Annotated in this window: 20 protein-coding genes and 1 tRNA gene; 10 read left to right on the top strand and 11 right to left on the bottom strand. The window is 45.1% G+C overall.

Annotated elements, in window-relative coordinates:
• Positions 1-36: 36 nt before the first annotated feature.
• Complete coding sequence (locus BS19_RS01725) at positions 37-1497, bottom strand: protein adenylyltransferase SelO (protein ID WP_038172951.1); 1461 nt, start codon at positions 1495-1497, stop codon at positions 37-39.
• Between the two features lie 476 nt (positions 1498-1973).
• Here BS19_RS01725 and BS19_RS01730 point away from each other — a divergent pair, with 476 nt between their 5' ends.
• Complete coding sequence (locus BS19_RS01730) at positions 1974-3971, top strand: methyl-accepting chemotaxis protein (protein ID WP_038172952.1); 1998 nt, start codon at positions 1974-1976, stop codon at positions 3969-3971.
• A gap of 52 nt (positions 3972-4023) precedes the next feature.
• Here the strand turns inward: BS19_RS01730 and BS19_RS01735 are convergent, their stop codons facing one another.
• Both BS19_RS01735 and BS19_RS01740 read right to left on the bottom strand, forming a co-directional pair.
• The gene (locus BS19_RS01735; RefSeq protein ID WP_038172953.1) at positions 4024-4635 is read right to left on the bottom strand and encodes a DUF2913 family protein; all 612 of its coding nucleotides are present in this window, start codon (positions 4633-4635) and stop codon (positions 4024-4026) included.
• A 186-nt stretch (positions 4636-4821) separates the two neighbouring features.
• Positions 4822-4898 (bottom strand) — tRNA-Arg (locus tag BS19_RS01740).
• A gap of 202 nt (positions 4899-5100) precedes the next feature.
• Between BS19_RS01740 and folD the strand changes: the two genes are divergently transcribed.
• Positions 5101-5961, top strand: a complete 861-nt coding sequence (gene folD, locus BS19_RS01745; protein WP_038172954.1) for a bifunctional methylenetetrahydrofolate dehydrogenase/methenyltetrahydrofolate cyclohydrolase FolD — start codon at positions 5101-5103, stop codon at positions 5959-5961.
• Between the two features lie 108 nt (positions 5962-6069).
• Here the strand turns inward: folD and BS19_RS01750 are convergent, their stop codons facing one another.
• The 4 genes from BS19_RS01750 to BS19_RS01765 all read right to left on the bottom strand — a co-directional run bounded on the left by BS19_RS01750 (position 6070) and on the right by BS19_RS01765 (position 9801).
• Complete coding sequence (locus tag BS19_RS01750) at positions 6070-7269, bottom strand: NupC/NupG family nucleoside CNT transporter (RefSeq protein ID WP_038172955.1); 1200 nt, start codon at positions 7267-7269, stop codon at positions 6070-6072.
• Between the two features lie 228 nt (positions 7270-7497).
• Entirely contained in the window at positions 7498-8439 is a 942-nt protein-coding gene (locus BS19_RS01755; protein ID WP_038172956.1) for a LysR family transcriptional regulator, read from the bottom strand.
• Between the two features lie 57 nt (positions 8440-8496).
• Positions 8497-9468 carry a lytic murein transglycosylase gene (locus BS19_RS01760; protein WP_038172957.1) on the bottom strand — a complete coding sequence of 324 codons (972 nt, stop codon included), beginning with the start codon at positions 9466-9468 and terminating at the stop codon, positions 8497-8499.
• Positions 9469-9516: 48 nt separating this feature from the next.
• Positions 9517-9801 carry a YcgL domain-containing protein gene (locus BS19_RS01765; protein ID WP_038172958.1) on the bottom strand — a complete coding sequence of 95 codons (285 nt, stop codon included), beginning with the start codon at positions 9799-9801 and terminating at the stop codon, positions 9517-9519.
• A 161-nt stretch (positions 9802-9962) separates the two neighbouring features.
• On the opposite strand from BS19_RS01765, the gene minC reads away from it, so the two are divergent.
• The 3 genes from minC to minE are packed head-to-tail and all read left to right on the top strand — an operon-like array spanning position 9963 to position 11726.
• Positions 9963-10625, top strand: a complete 663-nt coding sequence (gene minC / locus BS19_RS01770) for a septum site-determining protein MinC (protein WP_038172959.1) — start codon at positions 9963-9965, stop codon at positions 10623-10625.
• Positions 10626-10643: 18 nt separating this feature from the next.
• Positions 10644-11456, top strand: a complete 813-nt coding sequence (gene minD / locus BS19_RS01775; RefSeq protein WP_038172960.1) for a septum site-determining protein MinD — start codon at positions 10644-10646, stop codon at positions 11454-11456.
• Positions 11457-11462: 6 nt separating this feature from the next.
• Positions 11463-11726: a cell division topological specificity factor MinE gene (gene minE, locus BS19_RS01780; RefSeq protein ID WP_038172961.1), complete on the top strand. Its 264-nt coding sequence runs from the start codon at positions 11463-11465 to the stop codon at positions 11724-11726.
• A gap of 283 nt (positions 11727-12009) precedes the next feature.
• Here minE and adhE read toward each other — a convergent pair whose 3' ends face one another.
• Positions 12010-14709, bottom strand: a complete 2700-nt coding sequence (gene adhE / locus BS19_RS01785; RefSeq protein ID WP_038172962.1) for a bifunctional acetaldehyde-CoA/alcohol dehydrogenase — start codon at positions 14707-14709, stop codon at positions 12010-12012.
• A gap of 613 nt (positions 14710-15322) precedes the next feature.
• Between adhE and BS19_RS01790 the strand changes: the two genes are divergently transcribed.
• Together BS19_RS01790 and BS19_RS01795 are read left to right on the top strand one after the other, a co-directional pair.
• Entirely contained in the window at positions 15323-15961 is a 639-nt protein-coding gene (locus BS19_RS01790; RefSeq protein WP_038172963.1) for a YchE family NAAT transporter, read from the top strand.
• Positions 15962-16011: 50 nt separating this feature from the next.
• Positions 16012-16854, top strand: a complete 843-nt coding sequence (locus BS19_RS01795) for an ion transporter (protein ID WP_038172964.1) — start codon at positions 16012-16014, stop codon at positions 16852-16854.
• A gap of 215 nt (positions 16855-17069) precedes the next feature.
• Here BS19_RS01795 and asd read toward each other — a convergent pair whose 3' ends face one another.
• Entirely contained in the window at positions 17070-18188 is a 1119-nt protein-coding gene (asd, locus tag BS19_RS01800; RefSeq protein WP_038172965.1) for an aspartate-semialdehyde dehydrogenase, read from the bottom strand.
• A gap of 440 nt (positions 18189-18628) precedes the next feature.
• Between asd and nhaC the strand changes: the two genes are divergently transcribed.
• Positions 18629-20062, top strand: a complete 1434-nt coding sequence (nhaC, locus tag BS19_RS01805) for a Na+/H+ antiporter NhaC (RefSeq protein ID WP_038172967.1) — start codon at positions 18629-18631, stop codon at positions 20060-20062.
• 34 nt (positions 20063-20096) lie between these two features.
• On the opposite strand, the gene BS19_RS01810 is transcribed toward nhaC, so the two are convergent.
• On the bottom strand, positions 20097-21317 hold the full coding sequence (locus BS19_RS01810) for an Hpt domain-containing protein (RefSeq protein ID WP_038172969.1): 1221 nt from the start codon (positions 21315-21317) through the stop codon (positions 20097-20099).
• A 108-nt stretch (positions 21318-21425) separates the two neighbouring features.
• Entirely contained in the window at positions 21426-22427 is a 1002-nt protein-coding gene (gene yejK / locus BS19_RS01815) for a nucleoid-associated protein YejK (RefSeq protein WP_038172970.1), read from the bottom strand.
• Positions 22428-22511: 84 nt separating this feature from the next.
• On the opposite strand from yejK, the gene BS19_RS01820 reads away from it, so the two are divergent.
• Both BS19_RS01820 and BS19_RS01825 read left to right on the top strand, forming a co-directional pair.
• Positions 22512-22727: a YejL family protein gene (locus tag BS19_RS01820; protein ID WP_038172971.1), complete on the top strand. Its 216-nt coding sequence runs from the start codon at positions 22512-22514 to the stop codon at positions 22725-22727.
• Positions 22728-22762: 35 nt separating this feature from the next.
• Positions 22763-24568: a DUF3413 domain-containing protein gene (locus BS19_RS01825; protein ID WP_038172973.1), complete on the top strand. Its 1806-nt coding sequence runs from the start codon at positions 22763-22765 to the stop codon at positions 24566-24568.
• The last annotated feature ends 24 nt before the right edge of the window (positions 24569-24592 follow it).

Raw genomic sequence — 24592 nt, forward strand, 5'->3', positions numbered from 1 at the left:
CCCTTGCGGACACTCGTCACATCTTGTTAACAGCTGTTATGAGGAGCAGCTTATCTCCATCTTTTTGCCCCATTGCGGCGGTAAATTCGCGTACGCTGTCATCTCGGGTTGTTCATCATAAGGTTGGGCCAATAATCGAGCTAAGCGCTCCACCTCACTAAAGTCCCCTTGTTCAGCTTTATCAATCGCAATTTGTGCTAGGTAATTGCGTAAAATGTATTTCGGATTAACCGTTCGCATCTTATGGCAACGCTGCTCGGCCGTTAATGGATTGCCTTGCTCATCTCGTTCTAATTCACAGCGTAATAAGTATGAATTTAACCACGGCTGGGCCGCTTGGCGGTCAACAAACAGATCAAGTAACGCCGCAGTGCCGTGACGATCGACACAGGAGAGCTCGCGGAAGAAACGCGTATAATCAATTGAGTGTGTTTCGAGGAGTTCAAACATTTCCGCAAACAACTGGCTGTCTTGCGCTTGTTTACTCAATAAGCCCAATTTTGCCCGCATGCGCTGGCTAAAACAGTCACTCAAATGCAGTTCAAATTGCGCCAGTTGTTGCTCTAGGTCGGCGCGCTCAATCAGAGGGGATAAACTGTGTGCCAATGCAGATAAGTTCCACAATGCAATACGCGGTTGCTGATCAAACGCATAACGCCCTTGATAATCGGAATGATTACAGATGTAGCCAGGTTCGTAGTCATCCAAAAAGCCAAACGGCCCATAATCAAAGGTTTCACCAAGAATCGACATATTGTCAGTATTCATCACCCCATGCGCAAAGCCGTACGCTTGCCACCAGGCGATCATTTCAGCCGTTCGCGTCACAATATGATGAAACATCGCCGCATAAGGGTTTTGCTTATCTTTACAATCAGGCAGATACCATTCGATGACTTTATCGGCGAGCAGCTTCAGTTCGTCAATTTGGTTGGTGTAGAAGAAATGCTCAAAGTGGCCGAAACGAATATGCGTGCGTGCAGTACGCAGTAATAAGGCTCCCTGCTCACATTTTTCACGGTATACCGGCGTATCGCTGACCAACATACCCAATGCTCTAGTGGTTGGAACACCCAAAGCGGCCATCGCTTCGCTGCACAGATACTCTCGAATCGTCGATCGCAGCACAGCACGGCCATCGCCCATTCTCGAATAAGGCGTTAGACCTGCACCTTTTAAGTGTAAGTCAAACCATTCACCTTCGCGGTTACTCAACTCACCAAGTAATACGCCTCGCCCATCACCCAAATCCGGATTGTAAGCGCCAAACTGGTGACCTGCGTATTTCATCGCTAAAGGTAAAGTGCCGTCAGGTAATGCTTCTCCGCTGAGAAGATTTTTTAACTCACCTTGTGGCGCGGATTGAGGCAGAGCAAAGGAATCAGCAAGCTGAGCGTTCCAAATAACCCAACGTGTCAATTCTAATGGCTGCGGAGTGACATAAGAGTAAAACTGACTCGGTAGTAGAGAGAATCGATGTGTAAGTGATGACAACATTAAGACATACAAACTATTAACCAAATAATAGTTTGACGCTAGCACACTCGTCTAACGATATCTAGCAACGCTGTTGCTTAAAACGCAACACAAGGTAAGTATTTACTCTCGCTAAAAGACACAATAGGACTAAGGTTACAAACCGAAAAACAAGATCATAAAAAGACAAATATGGTCAATATAGCGAGCAAAGAAAATAGGCAGGTACGGCTAATTACGCCAAAATTTGAGTGTTGAATCATTTCATCATGCTGCATAAGCTTAATCCACTTTGTTACATAGTCATTACAATATGATTAAATTTAGCCCAAACCTCAACCCTTTGATAAATTAATTTTTTATGACAGAACACACGTAACCAAACATACTTTTGATAATAAATTGTTGTTCATAAAAACAATATCACATCAAAGTGTACGGCATTCTTCTATTATTAGTGGAATTAAAAATCATAATTCAATGTCAGGAGACTAACTATGCAGTCAGTCATGAAAAGATTTTCACTGCATCATATCGTTATGCTGCTAGCAGGTATCCCATTTCTGCTTGCGCTCATAATGGCCGTGGAACTATCCCTCCATAAAAAAAATACGCTGATGCAAGCGAACAACGATAAAGAAGCGATTCAGCTGACTTTACTGTACGACAATCTGGCTCATAATTTAGCGGTTGAGCGCGGGCTTACGGCTGGCGTGCTCGGCAGTAAAGGAGCACCAGAGCAGGTGGCTAAACTCAAAGAGCAACGTGCTAAAGCTGATACCCACATCGCCGCCTTTAGACAGTTTACTCCCTTGTACTTAGATCCAAATTTTACCGACCAAATCAAACAAGCCATCATCAATGAACTCGACCAACTCGCGCAAATACGTAACCAAGTCGATCAACTTGCGCCGCAGCGATCTCCATTCGCTTACTACTCAAACCTCAATCAACTTGCTATCGATAATGCCTCGCTACTTGTTTCAGGCGTAACTAACGCTGAAATCACTCAACTTGGTAACTCGCTGATTGCGATCATGGTGATAAAAGAGCGCGCAGGACAGGTTCGCGGAGCCTTAAATGGTGCCTTTGCTCGTCAACACTCTTCAATCGGTCAATATACCGCGATCGAAAATTACCTAAGATCGGGTCAATACAGTGAGCGAATGGCCACAATGACAATGTCGAGTGACTATCTCGATAACTTACAGCAAGCTAAACGCAGCGCGACTTGGCAGCAAGTCGAGCAGATCCAACAGCAATATCTGGCACAAAAAGCCAATCTAGATAACTTGCAAGGGCCTTCGGCATTGTCTTGGTTCGCCGCCGCGACAGACAGAATCAAGCTCGTGAATGGGATTCGCAACAATTTGGTCAAACAGATGACGGAAGTGGTCAGCAACCAAGCACAACAAGCTGCCTGGCAAATGAGCTTAGTCGTTGCTAGTGGCCTGTGTATCGGTGTGGTGCTATTCACCGGACTGTATGCCGCTTTAACCAGTCTAAAACGCCGCGTCGGAGAACTGACCTCTCAACTTGCTGATATGTCGAAAACCAATAATTTAAGTTTGGTGTTGCAGTCCGAGGGGAACAATGAGCTGTCGCATATATCAAGCAGTGTCAACGGCTTGGTCTTTAGTATCAAAAACCTGCTGATGAAAGTCACCGAAACCAACGATCACAGTAATCAGCGGCTTGACCAGATGGTAAAAGGCGCGGATGACCTTGGCGATAGCAGTCGTGCGACGGCCGATAAATGTGCGGCTATCGCCACGGCAATGACCGAACTCTCACAATCAAGCTTAGAAATAGCCTCTTCCTCTGAGCGGGCTTTGGATGAAACAGAGCAGATGACCCAAAAAGTCCTCACCTGTCAAAAACAAAGCCAAGAATCTTATGACATTGTAAAAGCGCTAGTTCATCAGATTGAGCAGACCCAAGCGTGTATGCTTCAGCTAGAGCAAGATGCGCAGAGTGTCAGTAAAATCGTCGACACCATTAATGGCATTTCAGAACAAACCAACCTATTGGCTCTCAACGCCGCAATCGAAGCAGCGCGTGCTGGTGAGCATGGGCGTGGCTTTGCTGTGGTCTCTTCAGAGGTTCGCGATCTTGCCCAGCGCAGTAAAGAGGCAACAGAGCACATTTCACAGCTGCTGGCGAATATCAGTAACAACACTCAAACGGCGGTCAGCAATATGCATAAAAGCCGAGATGCAACCGATACGACATTCAACTCGGTATCAGAGGTTAACGATAGCGTATCGCAGTTGGAGGTACTTATCGAAACGGTTAATGAACACATCAATAGCATTGCCAATTCGACGGTAGAACAGTCTAAAGCGAGTGAGGCGGTCGATAGGGATATCGACGTACTGAGCGAGATTGCGCAGCACACTGGTGAACTGTCTGAGAATATGAATAAAATCGTCAGTAGCTACCGCGGCGAAGTTACCGAGGTTAATCAACAACTACAAGAGTTTAGGTTAGCCTAAAAGATAAAGACTAAAGATAAAAAAGTGGCCAAGGTCACTTTTTTATTGCCCGTTATTTTCTCAGGCTTAAGGATATCCGCACAAAGTCGCCATCTTCGAACTCAAGTTTGTGATCAAACAATGATGAAGAATAGATGATACGTAAGAACGCATGTTTCTCGCCGTGCGTACCACGAAATAGCATCGAAATATCATTAACCAGTCGATTTCGGTGGTTAAAATGCGCATTTAAATCTTGCGAGAGCACACACAACAAACACCCTTTGCTGTTATGTTTGAGATCAACCGATTCTGGGCTCGATACCAAGACGGTGGTATTGAGTTCTTTCTCTAAGGTATTCACTAACAGCAGAAAACTGTCGAGGTGAGGAAGTTCGTCCCCTTCCGTCGGCGTGAGTAAGTTACCCAGCATACCTTCCATATCCAAACGTTGAGCACGGGCGTGGCTCACAAGTGAACGCACTTTCTTTTTCAAGGGTTTGTATTTCTTGCTGTTGGCGGCCTTATTTAGCCACGCTGAAAGGATATCGTTGATGTCTGAACGTGACTTACGCACCAAAACCTTACCTGAATGATTCGTTCGCAGATGAAGTAAAGCATGCAAGGCTAACTCGGCCAGCAAAGGTTCAAACTCTGGTTTAATGTTGGTATGGATACTGCGCATGTTCTCTGAACGTAAGGAGCCAAACTTAGGTTTGGTCTATTTGTTTTAGAAGGAGCGATATGCTACCGAAAAGCTTTGCGTAAGTACAGTAGCCAGTTTTAAATGATCAGAAAAGCACCGCCATGGCACCTCAGAAACGACAAAGCCCTGACAACTCAATGAGTTATCAGGGCTTTTTAGAATAAATGGCACGCCCTGTAGGATTCGAACCTACGACCACATCCTTAGAAGGGACGTGCTCTATCCAGCTGAGCTAAGGGCGCGCTACAGGGACAGAATTATACGAGTTCAAACTGTTAACACAAGAGCTTTTGTTAACAATCTATCCTGAATGAACAAAAAAAAGTCACCGCAGCATTAATTGCTTAAATTTACCACGAAGCAAACGTTTGCTTATGGATGTTCATTAAATAATTTGCGACAATGCGCGGCAAATAAGTCGCCATTCATTTCTTAAGGAAAGTCATGACAGCTCAAAATATCGATGGAACTCTTATTTCTCAAACAGTGCGCTCTGAAGTTGCGGCACGAGTAAAGGCTCGTAAAGAAGCGGGGTTACGTGCCCCAGGACTTGCAGTAGTGCTAGTTGGCGAAGACGCCGCATCACAAGTGTATGTAGGCAGCAAGCGCCGCGCGTGTGAAGAAGTAGGATTTGTATCCAAGTCATTTGATTTACCCGCCAGCACAAGTGAACAAGACCTTCTCGCATTAATTGATGAGCTAAACAACGACGCTGAGATCGACGGTATCTTAGTTCAACTTCCGCTACCAGCGGGCATCGATACCACTCACGTTCTCGAACGCATCCACCCTGAAAAAGATGTCGACGGCTTTCACCCATACAATGTCGGGCGCCTAGCACAACGCATTCCTAAGCTTCGATCATGTACGCCAAAAGGCATTATTACCCTACTTGACCGTTATAACATCGATCTACGTGGTAAACATGCGGTTGTTGTTGGTGCTTCCAACATCGTCGGCCGCCCGATGACCTTAGAGCTATTGCTTGCGGGTTGTACGACAACCACATGTCACCGTTTTACCAAAGATTTAGAAGGCCATGTTCGTCAAGCAGATGTCGTGGTAGTTGCGGTAGGTAAGCCGAACTTCATCCCAGGTAACTGGATTAAAGATGGCGCAGTCGTGGTGGATGTTGGTATTAACCGTTTAGAGTCTGGCAAGCTTGTCGGGGATATTGACTACGCAAATGCAAAAGAGCACGCAAGTTTCATCACGCCAGTCCCTGGTGGTGTTGGCCCAATGACGGTCGCTAGCTTGATTGAAAACACCATGCTCGCATGTGAGCAGTTCCACACCAAAAAATAATCTCAAACAAGATCGAGATAAAACAACGGGCAGCCCATTGGGCTGCCCGTTTTATTTAGATTCAACTCAAAGAACACAAGCCTAACCGCATATGCCCTATGCGCCTTGTTACAAACTGAGAATAACACCCGCAATAGAGGCACTCATTAAATTGGCCATCACGCCCGCTGCAATGGCGCGGAACCCATATTTAGAAATAAACGGGCGTTTCTCAGGCACTAGGCTACCTAGCCCACCAATCAACATCGCCATGGTTGAAATATTAGCAAAACCACATAATGCAAAGGTAACAATCGCTTGCGAGTGTTCACTCAATTGACTCTGCACTTCCATCAATTGAATAAAGGCGACAAACTCATTAACCACAATTTTATTGCCAATCAAAGATCCTGCGGTGACCGCTTCATGCCAAGGAATACCCACTAACCACGCCACTGGCGCAAACAGGTAGCCAAGGATAAGTTCAAAGCTCAGCGAAACCCCAATGAAATCCCCAACCCAGCCAAGCATACCGTTAAGCATGGCAATCACACTGATGAATGCCAGCAACGTTGCACCAACTGCAACCGCAATTCGTAAACCCGACATCGCGCCATCTGCCATGGCTTCAACGACATTGGTCGCTTTGGGCATTTCTGCGTTATCAAGCTCAGTGGCACTATCGATCGTTTCGGTCTCTGGCACTAAGATTTTGGCCATTAGCAAACCTGCTGGCGCTGACATAAACGCTGCAGCAATCAGGTAGTTGAGATCCACTCCCAACGACGCGTAACCGACCAAAGTGCCACCAGCTACAGACGCCAGTCCACCAGTCATCACAGCGAAAAATTGTGAATTTGTCATTTGTTTAAGGTAGGGCTTTACCACTAACGGTGCTTCTATCATGCCAACAAAAATGTTCGCCGTTGCCGAAAGCGACTCGGCGCGGCCAATACCAAGTAGTTTTTGCAAACCACCGCCAATGAAGTTAATCACTTTTGGCATCAACCCAATATGATAAAGGCCTGAAATCAGAGCAGAGAAGAAAATGATGATACCAAGCACATTGATCGCAAAAGTAAAACCACCCGTAGCTAAACCACCAAATAAGAAAGTAATACCTTCTTGTCCATAATTAATCAGGTTGGACACAGCCCCCGTAACGCTACTTAACGCCTCTTTGCCCGCCGGAACATAAAGTACCAACAAGGCAAAGGTAATTTGCAGCACAAAAGCCAGTGACACTGTTTTAAAGTTGATTTGCTTTCTATTTGTAGAGAGTAGCCAAGCGGTGAATAGTATGGCGACGATACCAAGTATTGAGTTCATAAAATGAATCCGACAAAAAGGGGAACAAGAGTGGCGTCGGAGTCTATTGATTTAAAAATGAGATGCAAATCACAGTTGTTAAATGGATGTATTTTATGCCGAGCAAAAAAACACCACCTTCTTAAGTCATTGATTAAAAAACATATAAACGTTTGCTTAATTCGATTTTTTCTATTTGGAAATTATGTTTATGGACTCGGAAAAACTTGTTCGTGAGCACTTGTCTAATCAAGGTCGTTGTACATATGGCGCGAGCCTCTTATCCCAGTGACACGGATTACCGATTTTTTGTTTAATAAACTCAATGACAGCGACCGTCTTCTTAGGCAAATAACGACGACTTGGGTAAACCGCATAAAACGGCATACTCTGGCATGCACACCAATCGGGAAACAACTGAATCAGTTGCCCACGTTTAAACTCGTCACCAATCAGATAAGTTGCGAGATATGCAATCCCCCACCCTGCCACCGCTGCATCGCGAACTGCTTCTGCTAAGTCTACCGAGTAGTTACCCGACACTTTGATATTCAGCTGCTCTTGATGGTTGCTGAACGCCCATCGAGTGTAATCTCTCTCCCAACTACGATAGATCAAGCAGTTGTGATCAATTAGCTCACTGGGGTGAATGGGGGTTTGATGCTTGACTAAGTAATCAGGAGACGCGGCCACCACAAACTGAGAGTCAGCCAAACGCTGAGCCACGTATCCTTCGGGTAAATGTTCATTGTTGGTGATCCAAAGATCTAGCCCTTCTTCTAGCATGTCCACCTTGTAATCAAAGAGGTGAACTTCAACTTGCAGATTTGGATACTGTCGACGCAGCTCATCAATAGCAGGAATGATATGCAAAGTCCCAAACGACTGAGATAAGCCGATCTTAACCAAACCTGCGACTTCGTCTCGCTGGCTCTCCACTTCAAGATCTGCCTCACCCACAATCGACACTAACTGAACACAATGCTGGTAAAACTTCTGCCCCACTTCTGTTGGCGTAAAACTACGGGTAGTACGTTGTACAAGCTTTACACCTAGTGAGGACTCCAACTGTGCCAATTGTTTGCTGACATGAGAAACCGACACCTCAAGACTCTTGGCTGCTAAAGTAAAGTTCTTGTGTTTTAGCAAAGCGGCAAAGACCACCATTTGCGCAGCACGTTCTGAAAGCACATTCTCTCCAAAATGAAAAAGGAGCTCAATTGAGCTCCTTTGCAATACATTGTTTATTTACAAAGTAATTCTATCCGCCAAATGACTGACGGCAAGAGCGAAGTAGTAAGAGCGATTCCACTTCATTAATACATTGTAGTTATTGTACACCAGATAAACACGGCCATTAGCGTCATCAGGAGCGATCAACCAAGCCTTAATATCCTTATCAAGTATGGGTAGCGGACGACCATCGTAGCGAGTGACGCCGAGCTTACTCCACTGTTGTAAGTACTTACCTTTCTCGTCACTACGACCTTGAATACTGGTATCAAACCCTTGCGGCAGTTTAACCTGACGCCCCCAAGTGTATGTGTCACTCCAGCCTGATTGACTGAGATAATTAGCCGCAGAAGCAAAAACATCGGCTTCAGTGTTCCAAATATCTTTCTTGCCATCATCATTGCCGTCAGCGGCAAAGGAAAGAAACGAACTCGGCATAAATTGACATTGCCCCATCGCGCCAGCCCATGAGCCTTTGAAGTCGTTGAAATCGATATGCCCTTCATCAAGAATTTGCAGCGCAGCCATGGTCTCTTTGCGGAAAAAGGCCTCACGTCTGCCATCGTAAGCAAGGGTCGACAGAGCATCGATCACTGGGTAGTGACCAGTAAAAGTACCAAAGTTACTCTCGACGCCCCAAAGGGCAACAATAAACCGTGGCTGAACACCATATTGCTCGCCAATCCTACTTAGGTCAGCGTAATGCTTCTGGTAGAGATCTTTGGCTTGTTTGACTTTCCAGTCTGGCACAGCGCGTGGAATGTACTCATCAAGAGTGAGCCTTTTCTCAGGCTGGTTTTTATCCGCTTTGACCGCACGCGGTTTATGCGTGACATCCGCAAATGCTTGGTTGAGCACTTGTTCTGAAATGCCTTTTTGACGGGCTTCTTGTTTTAAACCTTCGACATATTGTTCGAAACTCACTGGGTTGGCATTCGCCGAACTGGCGAGAGCGAGACCTAATGCGACTGACAGTAGTTTTTTCACATTGCCCTCCTTGAGCAATAGAATCGGCAATCTTAGTTAGCGTTATTTTTATTTAGATTGCTGGCGAGTTTGTTTGTGCTCTTTGTATTCGTCTAATAAATTTTTTGGCGGTGGTGGAAGCTGTAAAAAGTAACCATCATCTAGCAGCGATTGCTTCACTTTTTCAATATCAACTTGTGCTAAGGTTCGTCCGTCTAATTTGACCACCATAACCATAGTAGGTTTGCCAAACATCTGCATCAATGTGTCAGGAACTTGTGAAAAATCATCCTTTTTAGGAATGTATAGATAAGCGCCTTCTTTTTTAGCACTTTTGTATATTGCACAAAGCATTGTGAGCCTTTAGTCCGATTATTGGGTGGAACGTTAATGTTTCGCTATTTTTGAGAGCAAAACGGTCAATTGAGCGCAAGATAACTTGCTGTGCTTATAATGGGAATATAACATGACACCCCTAGTCTCAAGCAACGCCCTTAAGAGGTTGTAAGTAAAAGATGTCACATACCCCAGACCTAAAAGGCAGTAGCTTTACTTTGTCAGTTTTACACCTTTCTGACAATGATATTGACAGAACAATCGATTTTCTACAGCAAAAGGTAGAGCAGGCACCAGCATTTTTCTCGCATGCACCAGTGGTGATCAATATTGCCCAAGTCGAGGGTGAATTAGATTTTCAGAGACTAAAACAGGGCATTTCCCAAGCGGGCATGATTCCCGTAGGGGTGACTGGCTGTAAAGATAAGCGGACGCAAAACCTAGCCTCTGAAGCCAAGTTTGCCGTGATGTCAGCCAGTAAGTCGCCGTCCCAAGCCCCGGCGAAAATGGCACCGACTAAAGTTATTCGCACTCCGGTCCGTTCTGGCCAGCAAATTTATGCCAAGGACGCTGACTTAGTTGTGCTCAATCATGTTAGCGAAGGCGCTGAGGTGATCGCAGATGGCTCTATCCATATCCATGGCACATTGCGTGGCCGCGCAATCGCAGGAGCAAGCGGTAATACCTCTGCGATGATAATCTGCAACAAACTTAATGCAGAACTGATGTCAATTGCCGGACACTACTGGCTTACCGAGCAATTCCCAGAACAGTTCTGGCAACAAAAGATAATGTTCAGTTTGGACAATGACTCGCTCAAGTTCGAGTTGTTAACAATTTAAAAATAAAAGGAACGGATAATGGCACGCGTTATTGTTGTCACTTCAGGTAAAGGCGGAGTGGGTAAAACCACATCTAGTGCCGCGATCGCTTCTGGTCTGGCGGTAAAAGGTAAAAAAACCGCCGTTATCGACTTTGATATCGGCTTACGTAATCTCGACTTAATCATGGGCTGTGAGCGCCGCGTCGTTTATGACTTTGTTAACGTCATCAACGGTGAAGCGACTCTCAATCAAGCGATGATCAAAGACAAACGCACAAAAAACCTGTTTATTTTGCCTGCCTCGCAAACACGCGATAAAGACGCATTGACTCGAGAAGGCGTGCGCCGTGTTCTCGACGAACTCGATGAGATGGGCTTTGACTTTATTATTTGTGACTCCCCTGCTGGTATCGAGCAAGGTGCATTAATGGCACTATACTTTGCAGATGAAGCGATTGTCACCACTAACCCAGAAGTCTCGTCTGTCCGTGACTCGGACCGTATCCTAGGTATCCTTGACTCGAAGTCTCTCCGTGCCGAGGAAGGGTTAGAACCAGTAAAACAGCACCTACTGTTGACTCGCTACAACCCATTGCGCGTAACGCAAGGTGAAATGCTCAGTGTTGAAGACGTTGAAGAAATTTTGCACATCGGCCTGCTTGGTGTTATTCCAGAAAGCCAAGCAGTATTGAACGCCTCAAACAAAGGTGTCCCGGTAATCTTTGATGAACAGTCTGATGCTGGTATGGCCTACGCCGACACCGTCGAGCGTCTGCTTGGCCAGCAAGTGGATTTCCGCTTCCTGACTGAACAGAAAAAAGGCATTTTCAAACGACTATTTGGAGGCTAACACGGCATGTCATTACTAGAGTTTTTCCGCCCGCAGAAAAAAACGTCGGCCAACTTAGCCAAAGAGCGACTGCAAATTATTGTCGCCGAGCGTCGCAGTCAGGGCGATCCAGCGCCTTCCTACCTGCCTCAGCTGAAAGAAGATATTCTTAAAGTGATCGCTAAGTACGTCGCGGTAGATCCATCAATGGTCGATCTAACCTTCGAACACAAAGACGACGATATCTCGGTGCTTGAGCTAAACGTCAAGTTACCTGACGAAGAAAAGTAGCGAGAAGCGAGAAAACCCCGAAAGGTTGACGTTAAGGCGTCAACCTTTTTTTTCGGCACTCTAGATGTAAGACCCTAACAAAAACTCAACTCGGTAGCTGAGGCGTGCTCCTCTCGCAGGGCGGAGCCCGCTCTCGAAGCGAAGCGCTCTAACATCTCGAAGAACGAAGTCCACTTTCGCATCTACAAAAAAAAGCCCCAGTCTCTCGACTGGGGCTTGTTCTTTTCCCGATTTTTAGTAGGTTTCGTGCTAGCGAAAACCTATCTCATCACTAACATTTTACTTATGCGTTAGCTTTTGCTTTCTTCGCTTTTGGTGCGTCTTGAGCAACTTGATCTGCTTTCTTTTTGATTACAGTCGTACCTTCAAACGTTTCACCTTCAACGAAAGCTTTACCGTAGTAAGAAGCCATTAGCACTTCTTTTAGCTCAGTGATTAGAGGGTAACGTGGGTTAGCACCTGTACACTGGTCATCAAACGCTTCTACTGATAGCTCGTCTAATTTCGCAATGAAGTCAGATTCAGCAACACCAGCTGCTTGGATAGACAATGGAATGTCTAGGTCACCTTTCAGCTCTTCCAACCAAGTCAGTAGACGTTCAATCTTCTGAGCTGTGCGGTCACCTGCTTGGCTTAGGCCAAGGTGGTCAGCAACTTCTGCATAACGACGACGTGCTTGTGGACGGTCGTATTGAGAGAATGCTGTTTGCTTAGTTGGGTTGTCGTTCGCGTTGTAACGAACCACGTTAGAGATTAGTAGAGCGTTCGCCAAGCCGTGCGGCAGGTGGAACTCAGCACCAATCTTGTGCGCCATAGAGTGACAAACACCTAGGAATGCGTTCGCAAAAGCAATACCAGCGATTGTTGCTGCGTTATGTACTTTCTCACGAGCGATTGGGTCGCTTGCACCGTTTGCATAGCTTGATGGTAGGTACTCTTTAAGCATCTTAAGCGCTTGTAGAGCCTGACCGTCTGAGTATTCGTTAGCAAGAACAGATACATAAGCTTCAAGAGCGTGAGTTACTGCATCGTAACCACCAAACGCTGTTAGAGACTTAGGCATGTTCATTACTAGGTTCGCATCAACGATAGCCATGTTTGGCGTGATTTCGTAATCAGCTAGTGGGTACTTAGCACCAGTCTTGTCGTCTGTAACAACAGCAAATGGCGTAACCTCTGAACCCGTACCTGAAGTTGTAGTGATACATACAAGCTCAGCTTTTTGACCCATTTTAGGGAACTTGTAAATACGTTTACGGATATCCATAAAGCGCATTGCTAGTTCTTCGAAGTGAGTGTCTGGGTGCTCGTACATAACCCACATGATCTTAGCTGCATCCATTGGAGAGCCGCCACCTAGAGCAAGGATTACGTCAGGCTGGAAGCTCTTCATTGCTTCAGCGCCTTTCTCAACAACAGATAGCGTTGGATCCGCTTCTACGTCGAAGAAAGTTTGAACTTCGATGCCTTGTGCTTTAAGCAGGCGAACTACGTCATCTGCGTAACCGTTGTTGAATAGGAAACGGTCAGTGACTAGGAATGCGCGTTTCTTACCTTCTAGGTCGCTCATTGCGATTGGAAGGCTACCACGACGGAAGTAGATAGACTTAGGTAGTTTGTGCCACAACATGTTTTCAGCTCGCTTCGCTACAGTTTTCTTGTTGATTAGGTGCTTAGGACCTACGTTCTCAGAGATAGAGTTACCACCCCATGAACCACAACCTAGAGTTAGAGAAGGTGCAACGTTGAAGTTGTACAGGTCACCGATACCACCGTGAGTCGTCGGGATATTGATTAGAATACGAGCGGTCTTCATCTTGTCACCAAAGTAACGGATGCGGTCTGCGTTAGTATCTTGGTTAGTGTAAAGACCAGATGTGTGACCGATACCACCGATTTCAACCATAGTTACCGCTTGAGCAACAGCGTCTTCGAAGTCGTCTGCGCGGAATAGACCTAGCGTTGGAGATAGTTTCTCGTGAGCGAATTCGTCATCGTAAGACACCTTACCAAGACCTTCACCTACAAGTACTTTTGTATCAGCAGGAACTTTAACACCCGCCATTTCAGCGATTGCTGGAGCAGGTTGACCTACGATTTTAGCGTTTAGGTTGCCGTCGATAAGCAGAACTTTACGTACTTTATCAGCGTCAGCTTTAGATAGAACGTGAGCTTTGTGAGAAGCGAAACGCTCTTTAACTTCGTCATAGACTTCGCTGACAACGATTGCAGCTTGCTCAGAAGCACAGACAACGCCGTTATCGAATGTTTTAGACATAAGGATAGATGCTACAGCACGTTTGATGTCAGCTGTTTCATCGATAACAACAGGAACGTTACCAGCACCAACACCGATAGCAGGCTTACCAGAAGAGTATGCTGCTTTAACCATGCCTGGACCACCAGTAGCAAGGATAAGTGCGATACCGTCGTGCTTCATAAGCGCGTTAGAAAGCTCTACAGATGGTTGGTCAATCCAACCGATGATGTCTTTTGGTGCGCCCGCGGCCACCGCTGCGTCTAGAACCAGTTTCGCTGCGTCGTTAGTTGAGTTCTTTGCACGTGGGTGTGGCGAGAAGATGATGCCGTTACGTGTCTTAAGAGAAATTAGAGATTTGAAGATTGCTGTAGAAGTTGGGTTCGTTGTTGGAACGATACCACAGATGATACCTACAGGCTCAGCGATAGTCATTGTGCCTAGGTTGTCATCTTCTTCTAGGATGCCACACGTTTTTTCGTCTTTGTATTTGTTGTAGATGAACTCTGAAGCAAAGTGGTTTTTGATAACTTTGTCTTCAACAATACCCATGCCAGACTCAGCAACCGCTTGTTGTGCTAGCGGGATACGAGCGTGGTTAGCTGCTAGAGATGCTGCGCGGAAGATTGCGTCCACTTTCTCTTGTGAGAAAGTCGCGAACTCTTCTTGAGCCGCTTTTACGCGAGCGACGAGAGCGTCTAGTTCAGCCAAATTAGTTACAGGCATAGTGAATCTCCTAAATTAATAAATATTAAAAACTTTTTATTAAGGTCACTGTCATCTTCAAAACAGACGTCTTAGTAAATTGCTTTCAGGGCTGAGTATATTATTTCAGGTTATGAAAAAAATTGACCCAGATCAGTTCTGAAAAACTATTTACTCATTTCGTGGTAGACCCCGTAATTTTTAAGACCTAACACATTGAATATTAAAGACTATTAACAATCGTGGCATTTGAATAAATTATCACCACTTAGAACAATTTTCTTGAAATACGACAACATTTTGTAAAAAGTTTTCATTTTTTGACTACAAACTTACATGTAGTCCGCAAACCTTGTGCCACTGAGAGTATATCTGACGACTAAATTCCTCCAGAGTAATACTCAATTTTTATTGAAAATGTGCGAATGTTAACGTTTGTGTAAACAAGCAGGCCTTGCTGCGGTATTTTACGCAACAAAGTGTGTCATTAATATTTACATTCCTTTCAGGCATAAGATTTTCTCAGTAATGAAATCCCTTTGACGTTAGTTTTTTTCATTCGTTCATGAGCATAATTTAGACTATATTCCGCAAATCACCTGTTCTTTATCTCACCTTAGTGGAGGTATCGTTTATGCAAACTTTCGAAGCTGCTATTTTCTTGCAGTTTTTCCTTGGCTTAGTCGCTGCGGTAAACCCTGTGGGTATCATGCCTGTTTTTGTTTCTCTTACTGGCCATATGACCATGGAAGAAAAACACAAAACAGCCACAACCGCTAACCTAGCCGTTGCGATTATTTTGATTATGTCATTACTCGCAGGGCAAATGCTGCTCGACATGTTCAGCATCTCACTAGACTCTTTCCGCGTCGCTGGCGGATTGCTATTGCTGAGTATTGCGTTTTCAATGATGAGCGGTAAGTTGGGCGAGGATAAACAGAACAAACAGGAAAAAAGTGAATACGTTAGCCGCGAACAAATTGGTGTGGTTCCATTAGCAATGCCTCTAATGGCAGGACCAGGCGCAATCAGTTCAACGATCGTCTACGGCGCACGTTACCCAAGCATGCTCGATACTGTTGGCATTGCCTTGACGATTGGCCTTTTCTGCTTGTGCTCTTGGTTGCTGTTTCGCTCAGCACCATTGATTGTTCGATTCTTAGGCCAAACTGGCATTAACGTCATTACTCGTATCATGGGCCTGATTTTGGGCGCTTTAGGTATTGAATTTATCGCCAATGGTCTACGTAACCTCTTTCCTGGGTTAGCCTGATCATTAATAAGTCGCTATGATAGAAAGATGCATTCACTGGTCTTTCTATCATGTCGCAAGATACACTTAAAAATCAGCTTTACATTATTATCTTTGGTACTCATACCCGAGCAGGAAAGGTATTTGATATCGCCCTTATCATTGCCATCCTCTCATCACTGATTGTTTTGGTATTAGAGTCAGTCCCCTCGATCCGCGCTCAGTGGGCACAACAATTGCGCTATCTTGAATACACGTTTACCGGCCTATTCACGATTGAATATTTGTTACGTCTTTACTGCTCACCCAAGCCTGCAGCCTATGCGAAAAGCTTTTATGGTGTGATTGATTTTCTCGCCATTTTGCCCACGTATTTAACCTTGTTCTTTCCGGCGGCTTCATTTATGGGCGTAATTCGCGCCATTCGTGTATTGCGTATATTTCGCGTGTTGAAGCTGGTGCGTTACTTACAAGAATCCAATATTCTATTGCGTTCATTGCTTATGGCACGCAGAAAAATTTTGGTCTTCTTCAGTTCTCTCGCAATTCTTGTGACCATCTTCGGCGCTCTGATTTATATCATTGAAGGGCCTCAAAACGGCTTTACCAGTATTCCCAAAAGCATCTATTGGGCCATTGTGACCATTACTACCGTCGGTTACGGCGACTTAGTGCCTCAAACGCCTTTAGGTAAGGCTATCGCATCGTTAACCATGTTGATGGGCTATTCGATTATAGCGGTGCCGACAGGTATCATCACCGCAGAACTGCATCAAGAAATGAATGCTCACAAATCTTTGGTTCGGTGTCCTAATTGTTCACGCTCTGGGCATGAATCTGACGCCATGTATTGTAAACACTGCGGCGGCGAACTGGCAGATCCTGATAATCGAGTGGTCAAAACGAAAGAGTAATCCCTGCATTTCATCAATGGGGATAACGTATCTTTGTTTTGATTATGGATGGTTTTGATTATGGATGGTTTTGATTATCGCGAGTTTTGATATTGGAGACAAAAAAGGCTGACGTAAGAGCGTCAGCCTTGATTTTTTACTAGCAATGCAGCTTATTACCAGAGGGCAACATGACTGAACAGGTCACACTCTCAACTCTAAGCAAGAGTCTGGTACTATTCGCCTTTCTCGGCAAGAATAATACGCAAGGTACGACGTAGTGGCTCAGCCGCGCCCCACAGCAATTGGTCACCAACGGTAAAGGCATTTAAGAAATCATCACCCATGGCCATTTTGCGCAAGCGGCCAACAGGGACTGAGAGCGTGCCAGTGACTTTGGCTGGAGTCAGTTCGGCGGCCGTGATGTCACGATCGTTTGGAATGACCTTAACCCAATCATTGTGCGTAGCGATCATCTCTTCAATCTCATCCATCGGCACATTTTGCTTGAGCTTAATGGTAAGAGCTTGAGAGTGACAGCGCATTGCACCGATACGGACGCACGTGCCATCGATTGGTACGGGTGCATCTTGGAAACCAAGGATCTTGTTCGCTTCCGCGCCAGCCTTCCACTCTTCTTTGCTCTGACCGTTATCGCGCTTCACATCGATCCATGGAATCAATGAGCCCGCCAAAGGTACACCAAACTTGTCCGTCGGGAACTGAGCAGAACGCATGGTATCTGCGACTTTCTTATCGATATCCAAGATAGAGCTTGAAGGATTTGCCAATTCAGAGCTGACCGAGTCGTTAATCACACCCATTTGAGAAATCAACTCGCGCATGTTTTGCGCACCCGCACCAGAGGCGGCTTGGTACGTCATCGCGCTAGTCCACTCAACCAAGCCCTTTTCAAATAGACCACCAAGGCCCATTAGCATCAAGCTAACGGTACAGTTACCGCCAACAAACGTGTTGGTGCCAGCGTGAATACCTTGTTGGATTTGACTTAGGTTAACAGGATCTAACGTAATGATTGAATCTTGCGCCATACGCAGTGTTGATGCCGCGTCAATCCAGTAGCCTTTCCAACCTGCTTGACGGAGTGCTGGGTATACTTTCTCTGTGTAACTTCCGCCTTGACAAGTGATCACTGCATCAAGCTGTTTGAGGCTCTCAATATCAAAAGCGTCTTGTAGTAGCCCAGTATCTTTGCCCAAATTTGGAGCTGGGATACCGACTTGAGATGTGCTGTAAAATACCGGTTCGATAAGATCGAAATCTTTTTCTTCTACCATGCGTTGCATCAGGACCGAACCTACCATGCCACGCCAACCGACTAAACCTACTCTCATTCTCAACTCTCCATGTAATCTAATTCAAAGGGGAATACACCAATATTCATTGTTCGAAGCAAAATCTCAAGGGAAATTGCGTTAAACGGTTAAATTTTAGCCATATCTGGTCATTTACTTGATCAAAGATAAATTTGGCTGATTTTATTGCCATTGTTATCTGGTTCGTCCTAAAAACATCAAGATTAAACAACACCGAAAAAAGCGTGCCACAAATCGTTTACATTACAAAACATTTCATTTGGTTAAATTTAACTTTTTACGACATTTTAATCTGCACATTAAACATTAAAAAGACTCAAATCACAGCAATTGGACATTTTCTCGAAATAATATTCTAGCTACTGTAAAGTACATCCTATCTAAAAAATGGGCTCACACCCTATCTAAGTAAACTCATTTATTTGTATGCACTCATAACACTAATTAAGAGGCTCCTCATGACACAACACTCCCCCCGCCTGCCTAGCTTGTTGCAGGTTGTTGTCTCACTTGGGTTATTTCTTCTGCTTGCGTTCTCGTTCACCGCTAAGCTTGATCTCCCAATTCAACTGGCTTTGTATATTGGCTGGTTTATCATTATCGTTCTTGGCATTCGTTTAGGTCATCAATACAAAGATCTCGAAGTAGCGGCACTTAACGGTATTTCAAATGGTTTAGGTGCGGTATTGATCCTCTTAGCGGTTGGCGCTTTGGTCGGCACTTGGATTTCGGGCGGTATTGTTCCGACCATCATTTACTACGGTCTGAAAGCGATTCATCCCTCTATTTTCCTTCTCGCGACGATGATCATCTGTTCGTTAACCGCGCTGGCAACTGGTACCTCTTGGGGGGCTGCCGGTACGGCTGGTATTGCCATGATGGGGATTGGTCAAGGCCTTGGCGTCCCAGCACCAATTACCGCTGGTGCCGTACTGTCAGGATGTTATTTCGGCGACAAGATGTCCCCACTGTCTGACTCAGTAATTTTGGCTTCTTCTATGTCAAATGTTGAGGTCATGGAGCACATTAAAGGCATGCTGCCAGTGGCGCTAATTAGCTACATCATCACTGGTATTATGTTTACCGCATTTGGTTTCCACTACGCAGGTAACGTGGATATGTCCCAAGTGCAATCGGTTATTCAAGCCATGGAACAACAGTTCTACATCACCCCTTATTCGTTCGTTCCAGTCATTATCGTATTGGGTCTTTTGGCCATGCGTATGCCTTCATTCCCAGTGATTAGCTTTGGTTCTTTGTTAGGTATTATCTGGGCGGTGATGATCCAAGACGTCAATTTCCTTCAAGCATTCAACACCGCATGGGCACCGTTTGAAATAGAATCTGGCATTGGCTTTATTGACTCTATTCTAAACCGTGGCGGCATGTCCTCAATGCTTGGCTCTGTCGCAGTGATCGTATTTGGTCTTGGTTTTGGTGGCCTGCTGGATAAAGTCGGTGTGCTTGAAACTATTGCTAAACTGTTTGAACGAAGAGTTCAAAGCGCTGGTTCACTGGCCACCAGTACGATTGGTACTGCGTTTATGGGTAACGTTTTTGGCTCTGCAATGTATGTATCTTTGATTTTAACGCCAAAAATTTGCGCTAAAAACTACGACCGCTTGGGCTACAAACGTAAAAACCTATCGCGTAATGCTGAATTTGGCGGCACGTTGACGTCAGGCATGGTGCCTTGGAGTGATAATGGTATATACATGGCGAGTATTTTAGGTGTTGCGACGCTGTCTTATGCTCCCTTTATGTGGTTGAGCTTCGTTTGTATCATCGTCACTATCGTCACTTCATACATGGGCTGGTTCGTTGATAAATGTGAACCAACTGCTGAGGCGAGTGAAGAAGAGCAAACGCAATTAGCCAATCAAACCGTTTAATGTCTGAAGCGCCTCCAATGAGGCGCTTTGTTTTTTAGGATTGATGACTTTGTAAAAATTGCTCACTTTCATAAATCGCTCGATCAAGTCGCAGCTTAAGCTCTTTCATCACCGAATCACTCGGCTGTTGACCCGATTTTATCGCAAGTTCTACTTCACCTGCTACTTCACGTAACTTCATCGCCGCCAAATTGCCTCCCACGCCTTTTAGACTATGTGCCTTGCGCTGTGCATCTTGGGGGGCATCACTAAGTAATTGCTGTATTCTTTCCGCGTCGCCAGTATGATCTTCAATGAAGACTTCCAATAACATGCAAACAGACTCGATATCATTGCTGAGAGAATCAAGCATTTTATCAAAATCGATCTCCGTTTCGTCTTTTAACACCGTCATCGCCATCTTCTCCACATTTTCAGACACAGGTTCAACCTCCTCAAACAGCGGTGGTGCAGCCACAAGTGGCTTACTGGTTTTTTTTACAGGCTGGGAGTAACGTAAGCTATAAGCAATCAAGCCAACAAGCAGACAAAGGGTCAGCATGCTTACCCCACCAGCCAGCAGAATATAATCGGTGAGCAAACCATTGAACGCAATACGTTGTGTGTTGACCTGAGCGTAAACATCATGATTAATGAGTTTTTTTAATATGTACTGACCTTGGGCATAACCACTCAGTACTTGCGAAACCTGCGCCAATACCGATTGCAGATCTTTAGCTTGCTGAGCGGGCAGTGCTTCACTAAAAGTATAAATGTCATCGAGCTCACGATAAATTGCGGGGTTAGAGTCATTTTCACTGAAAATGGCATCCAGTACGTTGGTGGCCAATTTAAAATACAGTTGTGAAATCTCAGGCTCAAATTGGTACTTGTCGCGCATGGCGCGCATCGCTTCGACCAAGGTCAACAGATTTATATTGTTATCCAGATAGATTTGAGTCTGCTCAATATAGCGATCAGTGGTGTAAAACAGCTGTTGTGTATCAGGCACAAACCAGTAGTCTTGGCCATGGGTCTCTATTTGCAGTCGGAGCGCATAGACTAATTGCAGATCGAGGGACTCAACATCGGCACGTTCAATTCGTGACGGTGCATCTAGTGACAATGACTCGCGAAGGCCTTGCAGAGCACTACCGAGTTCATAAATTTGTTCTTTGGTTGTGAACGTAGAACGGTAATTACTGGCAATCAGTAACATGCTGATAAGCCAAAGGATCAATAGCCCCATTCCAAGTTTGAGTGTCTTGCCACCCATGCTCATCCTTAAAAAATATAAATTCCCTTTAATACAAGCATATACATTGTGGCGCAGAAGTGGAGGACTAACTACAAAAATGTTGCAGTTAGTCCTTCGATGATGAGGTTATTTATTGCGTGTCAATTGATCGCGCAAGTTAGGTGGCGTGCCTTTAATGGTTAAGGTATCGGTTTCTGGATCGTAGAATACACGTTCACCCATCAGCAAACTGTCAAAGCTGATGTTTAAGCCACCGCCCGCTCCGACATATTTTGTTAGTTTACGTACCGTCGCTCGATCAGCAGGAAAGCTCTCTTCCAGCTCATAGCCTTGAGCTTGGGTATAGTCGAGAAAGCTTGTGCCATCTTGTGATGAAGGTAATTCACCGGACAGTTCACGAACCTGTACTTCATCGCCCACTTTGATCTGTTCATTGCAGTAATCCGCAACTTGCTTCTTGTAACTGATCACTTCGTCTTTTTCGAGCTTTGAATCGGCACAGAAATCATCAACTGCTTGCATCAATACTTGGTTTTGTTGTTTGGTATCTAAACCAACTTCGGCTTGGAGAAAATCGAGGAAGAAGTCCGCCACCTTACGGCCAACGCGACCTTTGATGTAAGCTAAGTAACGATTGGATTGTTTGTCTGTTGCATAACTGGTTAAATCGATGCGTGCGGCAATGTCCATCTTGCTCAAATCAAGGTAATCGGTCGCACTAATATCTAGGCCTTCGGTCACTTTCAAGCTCTGGTTCGATGGGATAATCGCCACGAATAAATAGTCCGTTGCTAAAGATTGGTATTCCGCAATCACTAGAATACCTTCATCAGCAAATGGGTATTTGGCTAGCTCGTTTTTGAGACGATTGGCGCTTGATTGTGAGAAATCATAAAAACTTTGCTTTTCTTGACGTAAATCTTGCAACCACAACTGAAATTCGCTGTCAGACTTAAAGCTGCCAAAACCTTTGCCGGCTTTTGAATGAAATACTCGATGAAGCTCAGCAACCAGATTTTCAGTTGCAGCATCATTGGCAAGAGATTCAGCACGAAAGTTGACAACTAGTTCATCTGAATCGTTTTTTTGTAATTGGTGAAGGATAACGTTAGAGAGATGAAGGCTCATGATGAAATTTATCGCTGCGTAGGTTTCAGTTGCGTGGCATTGTAGGTTATCATAAGCCGCTTTACTATCATCATTAGAGTCTTTATGCCGATTACATCTAAATACAGTGACGCAAAAGTTGAACGCATCCTAGCGGAAGTTGCTGCTGTACTTGAAAAACATTCAGTTGGTCCAGATCTTGCCTTAATGATTGCAGGCAATATCGCTACCAATGTCTTAAATCAAGATGTTGGGGCTTCACAACGCAAAGCAATTGCTGAAAAATTCGCACAAGCACTTGTTTCTTCAGTTGAAGAATAAAACACCACAATAATAACGGATAATAGAACACTGACATGGTCGATAACGGAAACACATACGGCGAACGCGTGTCGCGTTTAGTGGGTTGGGGGCATTGGTTTGCCTTTTTCAACATCATTGCGGCAATGCTTATTGGAACCCGTTATATCACTCAGTCACCTTGGCCAGAAACCTTGCTCGGTCAGCTTTACCTTGCGGTATCTTGGGTTGGTCATTTTGGCTTTCTGGTTTTCGCTCTTTACTTGCTCGTTCTATTCCCGCTTACATTCGTCATACCGTCACGCAAGCTGTTCCGTTTGCTGGCGGTCTGTTTTGCTACCGTTGGCTTAACGATCCTATTGGTCGACACTCAGACCTATCAAACCATTAACTTGCACCTAACGCCTGTGGTGTGGGAAGTTTTGTTTAGCGATGAAAGCTCAAGAATAAGCGCCGACCTTCAGCACTTGTTTGTTGTACTACCTCTGATCTTTTTACTGCAATTGGCCTTGTCAGAGTGGGTATGGCGTAAGCAACGCAAACTGTCTCACAAACATGTCGGACGCCCTATCGCGGCGCTGTTTTTTGTCAGCTTTATCGCCAGCCACCTGATTTACGTTTGGGCTGACGCCTATTTTTACAATCCGATTACCGCCCAACGCGCCAACTTCCCGCTCTCTTACCCGATGACAGCAAAGTCGTTCATGGAGCGCCACGGACTGCTTGATCGCGAAGAGTATCTGCAGCGCCTTGAACAGAATCAAGACAGTGTCGAGTTGGTTCGTTACCCGCTAGAAAAAATTGAATTTAACCGCCGCGCTAACCCACTCAATATCATGATTGTCAGTGTCAATAACCTGCGTAGCGATGTGTTAACCGAAGCATCGATGCCCGCCATGCATCAGTTCGCTAATAATCACCAGAATTTCACTAATCATTACAGTTCGAGCAATGACTCATTTGGCATATTTGGTCTATTTTATGGCCTGCCAAGCAGCTACGCGAGCAGCATTAGGACTCAAGGTTCGAAACCCATTCTTATCGACACACTGATCGATAAGAACTACCAATTTGGCTTATTTAGCGGCGATAACTTTGACGAGCCTCTCTATGGTGAAACCGTATTTCGTGGCATGAGCTTCAATGGTATCGCTTTTAACGACACCGAATCAGCAGACTCGCAAGCCATCGATGCTTGGGCCAAATGGGCACAGCAACAAGGTAAAAAGCCTTGGTTTAGTTACCTAGAGCTCACCACCGTCGACAGTTTTACGGCTTACAGTGACACCAATAAAAAGCAATCTGCTGAAGAGAAACTCAAAGCAGGCTACCTTAAGTCCGTGGCAACAGCCGACCTTGAAATCAAGAGCGTTCTTGAGCAGATCAAAGCGTTAGAGCTTGAAGACAATACCGTGGTGGTGATCACATCTAACCATGCGACGGAGTTTAACGAAACAGGGTCGAATAGCTGGGGGTCAAACTCCAATTTCAGCCAATATCAGCTAAAAGTCCCGATGGTTATTCAATGGCCAGGGAAAATCGCCGCCGAATATCAGCACAGAACCAGCCATCTCGATTTATCGGTAACGATTCTGCAAGACTTATTAGGCGTCTCATCGAACCCGAACGATTTTAGTAGTGGACGTAACTTGTTTGATGAGCGTAATCGTCGTTGGATTTTAGCTGGTGATTCACGTGAGCTGGCATTGATTACGACCAAGAACACCACGGTGATTGATAAATTTGGTAACTACAAATTATACGATGCCAACTATCAGCGCTTAAAAGATGACAATCCAACCTTGCCAGTCTTGATGCAAGGTTTGACTGAACTGCAACGTTTTTACGCTAAAAGCAACTAAATCATAATGTTATGGGATTGACCC

Origin of the sequence: Vibrio pacinii DSM 19139 (assembly GCF_000711795.1) — a bacterium.
GTDB lineage: Bacteria > Pseudomonadota > Gammaproteobacteria > Enterobacterales > Vibrionaceae > Vibrio > Vibrio pacinii.